Genomic DNA, 12627 nt, shown 5'->3' on the forward strand with positions numbered 1-12627 from the left:
GGGATTATTTGTTAACGCGTCGTTTCACGCAAGAACGTGATTAAACGGCGATACGTTGCACCGGCTGCCGGCTTATCCATCTCAAAATGGTAGTCGTGGCCGAGTGTGTGTTCGTTTCGGTCATAAAAGACGCTCGTGACGTCTGCACGACCTGACAGAATTGTCGCAAATTCTTTTGCTTGCGTCTCGAACGAACCGGTGTTGCCGTCGGTGATGAACGTCGGCACGAACGTGGCCGGGATGTTCACGAGCGGTGACGCTTCCGCGACGACCGGTAAGTCCTCCCAGTTGTACGTTCCGAAGTACGCCCAACCGATCCGTTTGAACAAGAAGCGGTTGACCGCCTTCGATGACTCGACAATGCTTCGTTTCAAGTCGTAAGGACCCGACATGAGAATCGTGCCGAGGATGGACGTTTTCGGCACTACTTGATTCACTTCGGCTGATGGCGCATAGTCGTCGTTCAATTGAATCCCGACGAACTGAGCGACGAGTTGGGCACCGTTCGAATCGCCCGCAAAAAAGACGCGGTCGAGGTCGAGGCGGAAGCGGTCGTTGTTTTCCTTGATATACGTGTAGGCTTCTTCGAGCTGCTGGAGCGGTACAGGATACGTGACGTCTGGGGCGAGGGCGTAGTTGACGCTGACGACGTTATAGCCGTTGCTCGCAATCGAGGTCGCATATTTGAAGACGTCGGCCTTGTCACCACCGACGAACGAACCGCCGTGCACCCAAAAGATGGTAGGAACGATTTGTTTGTCGCCTTCATAGCGAATCAAGTCGAACGTCCCGTTCTCATAAGCCGAATGGTAATCGATATCTTTCCGGACCGACGTTTTTTGAACGACTTCCTCAAATCCTTTGATGGCGACTTCGTTCCCGCCGGCAAATGAGGTCTTGACGAGACGTGAGGTCGGTTTCGGGGACAAGAATACATAGGCGGCACCGGCGACAGCCGTACCGACCAGTCCAAGTCCTGCTCGTTTCAATCCTTTATTCATCGTAATTCCTCCTTGGTTCAATCCAGTTTGTTCACTTACCGATCGACGAGGACAGTTCCCATGAACGTTTCAATGACATGGGCGATCCCGTCTTCGTTGTTTGATTTCGTGATGAAGTCGGCCTTGCCTTTGACCGTCGTGTTGGCATTGCCCATGGCGACACCGAGGCCGGCCCATTCGATCATCGTGAGGTCATTGTTCCCGTCACCACAAGCGATGACATGGGCCTGTTCGATGCCGACGTGTTCGGCGAGGAAGGCGAGGCTTGTCCCTTTCGTCACGCCTGCTTCCGTGAACTCAAGGAAAAACGGCTTCGATCGTGCGACCGCGAGTTTCCCTTCGAGTTCGACTTGCAGTTTCGTTTCGATTGGAGCGAGCGTGTCGCCGTCACCGAGCATGAGACACTTGACGACCGGCGTCGTGACCGCTTCTTTGAAGTCAGGGACATGGATGACCGGCATGCCCGTCAATTCACCTTCGATATCGGTATACGGGTTCGGTTGATCGGTTACGATTTCGTTACCGATGTACGTATGAATCGCGATTTCTTCCCGGACACTGATATCATGGAGATGGGCGACCGTTTCCGGAAGCAACGTACTTGAGAAGATTTCTTCATTCGTCTCACAATTGATGATTGAGGCACCATTGAATGAGAGAATATAGCTACCGTATTTGGCGAGCTCGAGTTCACGTGCGGCATCCCACATCGCATATGTCGGGCGACCGCTCGCGAGCACGACCTTATGTCCGCGTTCTTGTACATCCAGCAAGGCCGCTTTCGTTTTGGCGGAAATCGTATGGTCGCTCGTGAGGAGCGTATCGTCCATATCTAAAACAATCATCTTGTAACTCATAATGGTAAGGAGTCCTCCTTCAGAATCTAATGACTCCATCCTAATACGATTTGAGGTCAATTGACAACCTTGTCGCAAAAACGTAACTATAATGTAGAGAAGTGAACATCAGAAGAGGTGGATATATGAATCGGATATTAGTAGCCGAAGATGAGCATGCGATTCGCAGCTTTATCATCGTTAATTTAAAGCGGGCCGGATTTGACGTCTTCGAGGCGACGAACGGACGTGAGGCGGTCACAGCGTTCGACCGGGAACCGTTCGATGTCGTCTTGCTCGACGTCATGATGCCTGAGATGGATGGATTCGAGGCATGCGCCGCCATCCGCGACTTAGATGAGAACGTCGGCATCATCATGCTGACGGCGCGCACGCTCGAAGAAGATAAGATTGAAGGGCTCGGCAGAGGGGCGGACGATTATATCGCCAAACCGTTTAGCCCAGGTGAGCTCGTGGCCCGGATTCAAGCGCTCCTGCGCCGTGTCGAAAAAGTGAAACGGAAAGAGAAGAAACGGTTGAAGTCAGGACCGTTCGCCATCGACTTGGCCGCGAAGCAAGTGACGAAGTATGGGCAGTCCATCGATTTGACCCCGACCGAGTACGATTTGATTTGTCACCTCGTCCAAAACGAGGAAGTCGTGCTGTCACGTGACGCGCTGTTAGACGCCGTCTGGGGGATCAATTACTTTGGCGACAGAAAGACGGTCGACGTCAACATTCGTCGTCTCCGTCAAAAGATTGAAGACGACCCGAGCCACCCGGCGTACATCGAGACACTGTGGGGGCACGGCTATAAGTGGCGGAGACATGACGGATGAAGCAACAGCTCGTCATTCGGATTATGCTCGTCATGACGCTCGTGCTCGTCTTGCTCGTGAGCGTCCTGTCGTACGGAACGTACCGCTATTACTATGAATATGAATCAGAGGCGCTACTCAGTCATGCGACGACGAGCGCCTATCTATACCCGCAGGCGCAAGTCGGCTTTGAGACACCGAGCGCGTTCTCGGTGCTCGTTCGGACGTTCGGTTATCCCGGTACCGATTTGACGATTGTCGACCGGACCGGTCAAATCATCAAGACGACAGGGCAGCGGGCCCAACAGGCCGCCTTTTCGACCGAACAGTTGCAAGACCTCGCCCGCGGTGAGTCCGTCGTCCAAGACTATGATGCCGATGGCAATCATTATCTATCAGTCACGAGTCCAATCATCACGGACGGAGCGAGTGAATTCGCCATCAGCTTCACACGGCCACTCGCCGACTTGGACACGTTGATTCGTGAGATTTGGATGGCCGTCGTCATGATTGGCGTCTTGATTTGGTTGGTCGCACTCTATGCCGTCATTCGCATCGCGGACCGGTTCGTGCGACCAATCCGTGATATCATCGAGACGGCCGATGAGATGGCGCAAGGTGATTTCGACGTCGAAGTGTACTCGAACGAAAAGCATGAGCTCGGGGCACTGGCCCGGACGCTGACATATTTAGGCGCGAAAGTGCAACAGCACCAATCGACGCGAAACGAATTTTTGTCCAACGTGTCGCACGAACTGCGTACACCGCTTACTTCCATCAAAGGATGGACGGAGACGATTCGGGGCGGTGACGAGAAAGTGTCGGACGAGACCGAACTCGGATTGAGCATCATCCATTCGGAGACGGAGCGGATGATTGGACTCGTCGAGCAACTGCTCGATTACACAAAAATCGAAGAGAGCCGGCTCGTCTTGTACCGCCAAGAACTCGATCTCGTGTCGCTGTTACGGAAAGTGACGATTCAATTGAAACAGTCACTCGAAGACAAACAGATCACGCTCATCGAACGATATCCGCAAAAGTCGATCGGACTGTTCGATGAGAACCGGCTGAAGCAAGTGTTTTTAAACTTGCTCGAGAACGCCATCCGTTTCTCGCCCGAAGGTGGGACGTTGACGGTACGGTTCGTGCAATCGGAGCGTGTCGCCTTCATTTCCATCATCGACGAGGGTCCGGGTATCTCGCGTGATCACTTGCAACGCATCACGGAAATGTTTTATCAGGCACAAGTGACGAAAGGGAGCAGTGGGCTCGGTCTCGCCATCGCCAAAGAGTTGATTGAGGCGCATGAAGGCAAACTCGTCATCGAGAGTGAGGTCGGACAAGGGACGACAGTGACCGTCCTTTTGCCGCTCGACCCGAGTGAACTACATTAAAAGGGTTAAACCTCCCGAATTCAGGATACATGTAATTGTATGTAGAATGAGGGAGGTTTTTTTGTGGCAACGAAATCATTGAAGCCGTTATCAGGCAGTCCGAATGCCGTTTCGACCGAAACACCGATTGGGGCGTTACGCATGGACCCGCTTCCGTATGGACAGGACCGTGCCGAGAGCATGGAGACAATCAAGATGGTGATGGGGCAATTGCCTCGGACCGAACTCGTCGAGGAGAAGGAAGACACACTGCATTACGTCGTCACGACGAAACTAATGCGTTTTAAGGATGACGTCGAATTCCGATTTGACGATGAGACGAAACAAATTCACTTCCGATCGGCGTCACGACTCGGTCATTCTGACTTTGGCGTGAACCGGAAGCGGATGCAAGATGTAAGTGAACGATACCGGAGGTTGATGAGATGAAGGATTATCAGTTGATTGTCATCGGTGGGGGCGCGGCCGGAATGACGGTCGCGGCCGGTGCCGCGAATCTAGGGGCAAAAGTCGCCTTGGTCGAGAAGAAAAAACATCTCGGGGGTGACTGTCTTCACGTCGGGTGCATCCCGTCGAAAGCGCTAATTGCCGCCTCGAAAGAAGCGAACAGCATGATGCAAGCCGCCCGCGTGCTCGGAGCCGAGTTTGACGGGCCAGCCCATTATCAGTCGACAAAGGCCCGTGTCGATCGCGCCCGTGCCATCATCCAAGATCATGACGGGACAGAGCGTTTTGAAAAACTAGGAGTCGATGTCTACATCGGTGAAGCCTCGTTCCAAAGCCCATATGAACTCAAAGTCGGCGACGACTTGTTAATCGGGAAGAAATTTGTCATCGCAACCGGATCGCAACCGACCGTGCCACCGATTGACGGTTTGGATAGCGTGCCATACGTAACGAACGAGCAGGTGTTTGAAGAAGAGACGTTGCCAGAGAGCATCATCGTCATCGGGGCCGGAACGATCGGTCTCGAACTCGCCCAGTCGTTCGCTCGTCTCGGCAGCCAAGTGACCGTGCTCGAGGCACAGGATACGTTTTTACCGCGAGAAGACGAGTCGGTGAGCAAGTTGCTCCGTTCGCAGCTCGAGATGGCGATGCGTCTTAAAATCGGCATCAACATCAATCACATCTCGGAAGTCGCGGGACGCGTTCACGTCACCGGTGAACTTGATGGCGAAACCGTCACATACGAGGCGGACAAGCTGCTCGTCGCGACGGGCCGGAAACCGAGAATCGATGAACTTCGACTCGACCGGGCCCACGTCCACGTCAAAGACGGATATGTCGACGTCACGTCGACGTACCGCACGTCACAATCCCACATATTTGCGATTGGCGATACGATCAAGACGTTACCGTTCACGCATGCGGCTGGAGAAGAAGGCAAGGCTGTCGTGGCCAACGCTCTGTTCGGACTATGGAACAAAGTCGATTATTCGAAGATGCCATGGATTACGTTCACGGATCCAGAAGTATTCCACGTTGGCATGACCGAAGCTGAGGCACGGGAGCGCCACGGTGACGACGTCGAGGTGTTTGAAGCGAAACTGTCCGAGGTCGACCGCTTCGTCGCTGACCGTCAAGAGACAGGTTTCGTCAAAATCATCACGCGTAAGAACGGCAAAATCATCGGCGGACACGCCGTCGGGATGACGGCCGGGGATTGGATGCAAATCGTCGTCTATGCGATGCAGCGAGGCGATAAAATTGGCAAGCTATCGCGTATGATTTATCCGTACCCGTCGCGAAGCGAAGCCGTGAAAAAAGTGGCCGACCTTTACTGGCGGAAGCGCTTGTTCAACAGCCCGCTCACAGATTTGTCTCGCAAGTATTTCGAATGGACTCGATAACGAAAAATCCCACTCTCGACAGAGTGGGATTTTCTTATGGCAGAACAATCGTCTCGAGCATCTTCGGCGAGCCTTCTGATAAATCGACGAGTGGTTTAATCAACACTTCGACGCGGCGGTTTTTCGAGCGCCCGGCTTCGGTGTCATTCGTCGCAATCGGCTTGTACTCTCCGTAACTGGCGAGCGTGAACTGTCCGGGATTCAAGGCGTCGTTCGCCAATAGTCCGCGCATGAAGGCCGTGGCCCGGGCTGAACTAAGTTCCCAGTTCGACGGGAATCGGGCCGTATTGATTGGAATGTTATCGGTGTGACCGGATACGACAATCTCGCGATTACCGGCTTTTTCGAGAATCCCGCTAATCGACCCGGCCACTGTTCTAGCCTCGGCGTCGAGCGTCGCTTCCCCCATGCTGAACAAGGCGCGGTCTTGAATCGTCAGGACGAGACCGCTCGAGTTGATCGTCGCCTCGATTTCTTGTTCGAGCCCGTTCTTTTTGATGTATTGGTTGACCTCTTCTTTCAACTCATCCAATTTGGCGAGCTCGTATGTCCGAGGGTTCGCCGCCGTATCCGTCTTGTTTGTACGGCTGATGTCGCTGTTCGAGGCGGTCGACGCTTGGAACACGCTCGTCCCGCCAGAGAACACTTGATTAAAAGATTGAGACATTTTCTCGAGTTTCGTCTGGTCGATGTTACTCGAGGCGAACAAGACGATGAAGAGGGCGAGTAAGAGCGTCAATAAATCGGCGTACGGGATTAACCAACCTTCCGGGATATGTTCTTCATGATCATGCTTCTTTTTGCGCTTCATAGTCGGCTCGCTCCTTTGGAGACAAATACACAGACAATTTATCTTCTAACGTCTTCGGCGACTCCCCACTTTGAATTGAGAGAATCCCCTCGATCATCATTTCTTTGATGATGACCTCGCTCTTCGAATACTGCTTCAATTTATTGGCGAACGGGAACCAGAGGACGTATCCCGTGAAAATCCCGAACAGCGTCGCGACGAACGCGGCTGAAATCGCGTGACCGAGCTTTTCGATATCAGACAAATCTTTGAGGGCCGCGATCAATCCGATAACGGCTCCGAGAACCCCGAGTGTCGGCGCATACGTGCCAGCCTGTGTGAAGATGTCAGAGTTCGCTTTGTGGCGTTGCTCCATGTTCTCGATATCGCGTGACATGACCTCAGCGATATACTCGGACGGTTGGCCGTCGATGACCATCATCATGCCTTGTTTCAAGAACGGTTCTTCGACTTGTTCGAGCGCAGTCTCAAGCGACAAGAGTCCTTCTTTACGCGCTTGTGTCGACAAGTCGACGAACTGCGTCAACAGTCCAGACTTACTTGGCAACTCTTGCTTTTTGAAGAGAATTCCGAACAACTTTGGTACGTTTTGTAGTTGTTCCTTTGAGACGGCGATACTGACCGCGGCCGCTGTCCCGACAAAAATGATGACGAGTGCTGCCGGGTTGATGAGCGGGGCAATCCCGGCTCCTTTCAATACCATTCCTCCGACGAGGGTGAGGAACCCAAGTATGAGTCCTACTAACGTGACGACATCCATGTCTATGTTTTCCACCTTTCTAAAAAAATCAGGAGACAAAAAAAGCGAGAGACTTAACTCGTCTCCCGCAAATGCGTTCCCGATGGTTAAGCGCCGTTTTCGTCAATCAGCATCTGGATGCTGATATTTCGTTCTTCACGCTCTATATCGGTTAACACGTCGTATTTTTTTAATAATGCGTACAATTGATTCACAACTTCTTGATCAAGTGACCAATGTAGCAGTTCTTCGAGCTGGAAATAAAGATGGGCGGGCATGCATTGTGACTGACGCTCCAACCTTCGCGAGACATCCGTTAGCGAATGATCTACCGTACTAGGGTCCACGGTTTCATTCAACCTCCTCAACATTCATAAAGTCTATCTCTCATATTACCAAAAAATCTGGCAAACAGTTAGCGATACATTTTTCTAGTTGGCAATTTTATAAGTGAGGAGTAATATGAGCCTTAGAAAACTTGATTTGAAGGAGATAGCGAGATGCGACATCGATTGACCGTACGGGAATTGCGAATAAAACGAATCGAGGCGCTTTACCGGCTCGTGTTTGAAAAGCCAGCCCGTTTTATCGCGACAGGCTTTTTGCTCGCCATCTTTTTAGGGGCGACGTTACTCTATATGCCGTTCGCACAGACACAGCCCGTGTCCTGGATTGATTGTCTGTTTATCGCGACATCGGCCGGCACGGTGACCGGATTGTCGACGATTGATATCGGATCTTCGTTCAACACGTTCGGCGAGCTCGTCATCGTCGCGTTGATTCAAGTCGGTGGTCTCGGCTTTATGACGGTCGCGCTCATGTTGCTCAGTTTGCTTGGGAAGAAAATCGGTTTAAAGCAGCGCATCTTGCTCCAAGAGTCACTCAACTTGTCGGGACCCGGCGGCACGGTCCGTCTCGTCCGCAACATCGTCTTCACGACGCTCATCGTCCAGTTTCTCGGTATGTTGTTTTTGACGGTCGAACTGTACAGCACCGGTGATTATCGCTTTGGTGAGGCGCTTTACTACGGGTTCTTCCATGCGGTCTCGGCGTTTAACAACGCCGGGTTCGCCCTATGGCCGGACAATTTGATGCAGTTCGAGCAGAATACGGCCATCGTGATCACGATTGCTGTGCTGCTCATGATTGGGGGTCTCGGCTTCACGACCATCGCGGATGCGACCGAGGTGAAACGTTGGAAGCGCCTCGCCCTCCATTCGAAAATCATGATTGCCTCGCTCGTCATCGTCAACGGCATTGCCTGGTTCTCGCTCATGTTGTTTGAATGGGTATCGAATGAAGGCGGACTGTATGGCCGCCCGTTCGGTGAAGCGCTACACGTCACCTTCTTCCAGGCGGTGACGACGCGGACGGCAGGCTTCAACACGATCGACCTCACGACGATGGCACCGATTTCAATCGGGGTCGTCTTGATTCTCATGTATATCGGCGCCGGCGCCGCTTCCACTGGGTCAGGGATTAAAGTGACGACCGTGGCCGTCATCCTCGCCGATATGTGGGCGTTCATCGTCGGGAAGAAAGAGACGGTCATCTTGGAGCGGACGATTGATGCGTTCCAAATTAAAAAAGCGTACATCGTGGCCATTACGAGTTTCTTCTTCATCTTATTGATTACGGCACTGACCATCTTGACGAACGGTCACATTCCGGCGACCGCACTCTTGTTTGAGACGGTCTCGGCCTTTGGAACGGTCGGGTTATCACTCGGCATCACAGCGGAACTGAACGATGCAGGTAAGAGTTTTATCATGTTCATGATGTTACTCGGTCGTGTCGGCTCGTTGACGATTCTCTTCACGGTCGCACGCCAGATGGATCGGAAGATTCGCTATCCAAAAGAGAAGTTGTTAATCGGATGACACACAAAAAGCCCTGGTCAGGGCTTTTTGTGTGTCTCGTAATAGGCGACGACTTTTGGCAGATAGTCTTTTAAATCCGGACAGACGATCTCAGTGCCGCTCAGTGCGCGCAGCGTCTGGGTCGTATCGAAATGGACTTGGTGCTTAAAGTAGGCGAGCAGCTCACGCGGAACACCGTAACGTTCCGACAGATGCAACGCCGAGAATCCGGTCTCCGCGACCGCATGCGGGATCGTTCCGCGTGGAGGGCGACCGAACATCTCTTCGTGAATCATGCGGAACACTTCGCGGGCCCCGTGCGGGAACGGATCGGTCAAATGGAACGTCCGCTTCAAACCGACCGGTGCGTGGGCGAGATAAGCGGTCGCCTCGACGACGTAATCATAAGGAACGAGGTTTACTTCGATATTCTGTCGTCCAATATAAGGCAGCGGGGCGGCTTGACGAAGTTGCTCCATTAACTTCAAGACGAAGTAGACCCCATCAAACTTTTTCGTCTCGCCGGTCTCGCTATGGCCGATGACGATGCCTGGACGGATGATGGTCACTGGCATCGAGCCGAGCTCGCGTGAGACGATGGCCTCGGCCTCATACTTCGTCGCCTCGTAATGGTTTTTAAAACGGACGCGGTGCCATAACTCGTTCTCATAGACGGTCCCTTGGCGGCGTCCGGACACATAGGCGGTGCTGAAGTAGACGTACCGCTTCAAATGCGGTGCCCGTTTTGCCAGCGAGGTGATGTGCTTCGTTCCGAGCAGGTTGATGCGATACCCGACATCATACGGGATGCTCAAATCGTAAGCGGCCGCCAAATGGAAGATGTAATTCACCTCACGCTCGATGATCGAGCGCATGATTGGATCGAGCACGACTTCAGGCAGCGTAATATCGGCCTCGACGAGCACGAGCTGATCGTCTCGTAACGATGTCGCTTCCAACAGCTCCTGTTTTAAAGCGAGTGCCGCGGAACGTTCGGTCGGGAGGTGGAGCGCGTAAATCGTCCCGATTTGATTCGGCAATGACGCGAGGTGCGTGATCATCTTTCCGGCTAAAAAGCCGGGGAAACCGGTGAAAGCGTAATGGTTCATAGTGTCTCCTCCGCTAAGTCCAACGTGAACGTGAATGTCGAGCCGACGCCAACGCTCGATTCGACCTCGATACTGCCGCCATGCGATTCGATGATTTCCTTACAGATGGATAGCCCAAGACCCGTCCCGCCAATTTGGCGTGTGTCCGAGTTGTCGACTCGATAAAATTTCTTGAACAGTTCTTCGAACGCATGCTCCGGAATTCCGATGCCAAAGTCTTGAATCGAGACGTGGGCTTGATTTCGTTCTTTGCGTACCCGCACCTCGATTTCGTGATGGTTCGGCGAATACTTGATGGCGTTCGATAACAAGTTGATGATGACCTGCTCGATGCGGTCCTGGTCGGCGACGAGGTGGAGCGCTTCATCGGCATCATCAAAATGGATGGAGTGGTTGCTCGTCTCGCGGAAGCGTTCGACGACGTCACGGACGAGTTCGTTCAAGACGAAATGGTCTTTCTTATACTCTTGATTGCCATCTTCCATGCGTTGAATGTCGAGAAAATCGTTTAACAGGTCGGTCAAACGCTTCGCCTCTTTCGCCATCGTCTTTAAGTAACGCTCGCGCTTCTCGGGATTCAAGTCGCGGACGAGCATCAGCTCGATATATCCCGACAGTGACGAGAGCGGGGTGCGGAGTTCGTGTGAGACGGTGCTGACCAGTTCATTTTTGATTTGATCCATCCGCTCTTCCTCTGTCCGGTTGCGGAACACGAATAAGAAGCCACTGTCCATTCCGATTTGGCGTTTCGTATCCATGCCGGTCCCATACATCTCGTAATACTGTTCGTCCCGGTCGTTCGGTTGTGGGATGGAGAAACGCATCGACACCTCGTGGGCCGAGCCGTCGAGTAACAAATCGATTTTTTTCAACATCTCGGTGCGGTCGCGCGCGCGGAACGTAGACAGGAGCGGAATCCGCTCTTGCATCTTGTTCGGGGCGATCCCGGGTAAATCGAGCAGGCGACGGGCGTGCACGTTCATGAACAGGACGCTGCCGTTCGATTCGGTCAAGACGAACGCTTCATTGGACGCCTGTAAAATCGATTGGATGATATCGCGTTGCCGGGCGATGGCGTTCTTCTCACGTTCGAGCATCCGCTCGACTTTCTTCCGGTCGCTAATGTCGCGCATGACGGCGACGCGGAGCGTCTGACCTTGGAACGTCACTTCTTTCGGATACACTTCCATCTCGAGGAACGTCCCATCCTCACGCCGGCCGATGACCTCATACGGTGTCTGGATATGATTTCGGATGCGGCGCAACACATCGGCCCGATAGCCCTCGGCGATGAATTCGATCGTTTGGCGACCGACCATCTGTTCGGCCGGGATTCGGAAAATCGATTCGGCCGCCTTATTCGCGTCTAAGATGGTCCCACCTTCGTGAAACAGCACGGCTTCGATAACTGATTCGGCGAACATGCGATACCGCTGTTCTTTGTGTAGCAATTCGCCTTTCAAGGCGATTTCGGGACTGACATCGAACACGAAAAAGAAGAAGCCGATGACGCGAGCTTGTTCGTACACCGGATGCATGAACAGCTTTCCAACGAAATGGGTCCGGTCTTTTCGTTGGAACTTCCATTCACGGTCGCCGCGGTCTAACGCCACACGCAGCATCTGTTCGAATGACAACAATCGCTCAGTCTCGTCTTGATAATGGGTCCGCTTCTCGCTCAGCTCGCGCGACTCGAATAGACCGAACGGGGTCATTTCATAGAGAACTTCGTGCGGCTCGTAGCCGAACAGCTCGGTCGCCCCTTTATTGAAGCGATTGATTAACAGATTGGCATCGGTCATAATCATCGCCATGTCGAGTTCGGTATGCATCATCGCTTCGAACGCGTTATGTTGGACCGTCACCCGCGTATCGAGCGGGAGCGGTTCGATTGATAAGATATAGACGTCACCGTTCGGGATGGCATGGATGCGGATTGTCGGCATCTCGTACGTCCAAGGCAAGCCTTGTTCCATCCGTCGCGATAGTTCCATGGTGATCGGTGACTGGTTGACCATATGAAAGATGTTCGTTCTCGTTTGTAAGTCTTCAGGGAATTGTTCTAAAAACGGCCGGTTCGCTTGAACAATCGTCCCGTCCGTCGTGATTAACGCTACACCGTAAGGCAAGGCGTGCAGCAATTCGTTTTGGAGATGTCCTCGGTTCTCCATGAACGATGATCCCTCCTTCTGTATGTCACACGGGTA

The 12627-nt window shown here is 52.9% G+C and carries 12 protein-coding genes; 5 read left to right on the forward strand and 7 right to left on the reverse strand.

Going from position 1 to position 12627, the window contains the following annotated elements; genetic code table 11:
• Positions 1-11: 11 nt before the first annotated feature.
• Both KNO58_RS13865 and KNO58_RS13870 read right to left on the reverse strand, forming a co-directional pair.
• A complete protein-coding gene (locus KNO58_RS13865) occupies positions 12-1001 on the reverse strand; it encodes an alpha/beta hydrolase (protein ID WP_214754855.1) in 990 nt (329 codons plus the stop codon).
• A 35-nt stretch (positions 1002-1036) separates the two neighbouring features.
• Complete coding sequence (locus KNO58_RS13870; RefSeq protein WP_214754857.1) at positions 1037-1858, reverse strand: Cof-type HAD-IIB family hydrolase; 822 nt, start codon at positions 1856-1858, stop codon at positions 1037-1039.
• Between the two features lie 125 nt (positions 1859-1983).
• Between KNO58_RS13870 and KNO58_RS13875 the strand changes: the two genes are divergently transcribed.
• The 4 genes from KNO58_RS13875 (at position 1984) to KNO58_RS13890 (ending at position 5902) form a co-directional block, all read left to right on the forward strand.
• Positions 1984-2676: a response regulator transcription factor gene (locus tag KNO58_RS13875; RefSeq protein ID WP_034780802.1), complete on the forward strand. Its 693-nt coding sequence runs from the start codon at positions 1984-1986 to the stop codon at positions 2674-2676.
• The gene (locus tag KNO58_RS13880; protein WP_214754859.1) at positions 2673-4052 is read left to right on the forward strand and encodes a sensor histidine kinase; all 1380 of its coding nucleotides are present in this window, start codon (positions 2673-2675) and stop codon (positions 4050-4052) included. Before KNO58_RS13875 ends, KNO58_RS13880 begins: the two co-directional genes overlap by 4 nt.
• Before the next feature lie 63 nt (positions 4053-4115).
• Positions 4116-4481, forward strand: a complete 366-nt coding sequence (locus KNO58_RS13885; protein WP_214754861.1) for a DUF1499 domain-containing protein — start codon at positions 4116-4118, stop codon at positions 4479-4481.
• Positions 4478-5902 carry a dihydrolipoyl dehydrogenase family protein gene (locus KNO58_RS13890; RefSeq protein WP_214754863.1) on the forward strand — a complete coding sequence of 475 codons (1425 nt, stop codon included), beginning with the start codon at positions 4478-4480 and terminating at the stop codon, positions 5900-5902. The genes KNO58_RS13885 and KNO58_RS13890 overlap by 4 nt, the downstream gene beginning before the upstream one ends.
• A gap of 34 nt (positions 5903-5936) precedes the next feature.
• On the opposite strand, the gene KNO58_RS13895 is transcribed toward KNO58_RS13890, so the two are convergent.
• The 3 genes from KNO58_RS13895 to KNO58_RS13905 form a co-directional block, all read right to left on the reverse strand.
• Positions 5937-6713, reverse strand: a complete 777-nt coding sequence (locus KNO58_RS13895; RefSeq protein ID WP_214754865.1) for a flagellar motor protein MotB — start codon at positions 6711-6713, stop codon at positions 5937-5939.
• A complete protein-coding gene (motA, locus tag KNO58_RS13900) occupies positions 6691-7473 on the reverse strand; it encodes a flagellar motor stator protein MotA (RefSeq protein WP_021068127.1) in 783 nt (260 codons plus the stop codon). The genes KNO58_RS13895 and motA overlap by 23 nt, the downstream gene beginning before the upstream one ends.
• 86 nt (positions 7474-7559) lie before the next feature.
• A complete protein-coding gene (locus KNO58_RS13905) occupies positions 7560-7811 on the reverse strand; it encodes a hypothetical protein (RefSeq protein ID WP_233005246.1) in 252 nt (83 codons plus the stop codon).
• 141 nt (positions 7812-7952) lie between these two features.
• On the opposite strand from KNO58_RS13905, the gene KNO58_RS13910 reads away from it, so the two are divergent.
• On the forward strand, positions 7953-9332 hold the full coding sequence (locus KNO58_RS13910; RefSeq protein ID WP_214754867.1) for a TrkH family potassium uptake protein: 1380 nt from the start codon (positions 7953-7955) through the stop codon (positions 9330-9332).
• 17 nt (positions 9333-9349) lie between these two features.
• Here KNO58_RS13910 and KNO58_RS13915 read toward each other — a convergent pair whose 3' ends face one another.
• Both KNO58_RS13915 and KNO58_RS13920 read right to left on the reverse strand, forming a co-directional pair.
• On the reverse strand, positions 9350-10420 hold the full coding sequence (locus tag KNO58_RS13915; protein ID WP_214754869.1) for an SDR family oxidoreductase: 1071 nt from the start codon (positions 10418-10420) through the stop codon (positions 9350-9352).
• A complete protein-coding gene (locus KNO58_RS13920) occupies positions 10417-12591 on the reverse strand; it encodes a PAS domain-containing sensor histidine kinase (RefSeq protein WP_214754871.1) in 2175 nt (724 codons plus the stop codon). The genes KNO58_RS13915 and KNO58_RS13920 overlap by 4 nt, the downstream gene beginning before the upstream one ends.
• Between the last annotated feature and the right edge of the window lie 36 nt (positions 12592-12627).

The organism is Exiguobacterium sp. J17977 (genome assembly GCF_018616375.1).
In the GTDB taxonomy this organism is placed as follows: Bacteria; Bacillota; Bacilli; order Exiguobacteriales; family Exiguobacteriaceae; genus Exiguobacterium; species Exiguobacterium mexicanum.

What these genes read in the sequence shown, in the direction of transcription:
- motA (WP_021068127.1), bottom strand. Translation starts at nt 7,473, where the DNA reads ATGGATGTCGTCACGTTAGTAGGACTCATACTTGGGTTCCTCACCCTC.
- KNO58_RS13890 (WP_214754863.1), top strand. Translation starts at nt 4,478, where the DNA reads ATGAAGGATTATCAGTTGATTGTCATCGGTGGGGGCGCGGCCGGAATG.
- KNO58_RS13880 (WP_214754859.1), top strand. Translation starts at nt 2,673, where the DNA reads ATGAAGCAACAGCTCGTCATTCGGATTATGCTCGTCATGACGCTCGTG.
- KNO58_RS13915 (WP_214754869.1), bottom strand. Translation starts at nt 10,420, where the DNA reads ATGAACCATTACGCTTTCACCGGTTTCCCCGGCTTTTTAGCCGGAAAG.
- KNO58_RS13870 (WP_214754857.1), bottom strand. Translation starts at nt 1,858, where the DNA reads ATGAGTTACAAGATGATTGTTTTAGATATGGACGATACGCTCCTCACG.
- KNO58_RS13920 (WP_214754871.1), bottom strand. Translation starts at nt 12,591, where the DNA reads ATGGAGAACCGAGGACATCTCCAAAACGAATTGCTGCACGCCTTGCCT.
- KNO58_RS13875 (WP_034780802.1), top strand. Translation starts at nt 1,984, where the DNA reads ATGAATCGGATATTAGTAGCCGAAGATGAGCATGCGATTCGCAGCTTT.
- KNO58_RS13895 (WP_214754865.1), bottom strand. Translation starts at nt 6,713, where the DNA reads ATGAAGCGCAAAAAGAAGCATGATCATGAAGAACATATCCCGGAAGGT.
- KNO58_RS13865 (WP_214754855.1), bottom strand. Translation starts at nt 1,001, where the DNA reads ATGAATAAAGGATTGAAACGAGCAGGACTTGGACTGGTCGGTACGGCT.
- KNO58_RS13910 (WP_214754867.1), top strand. Translation starts at nt 7,953, where the DNA reads ATGCGACATCGATTGACCGTACGGGAATTGCGAATAAAACGAATCGAG.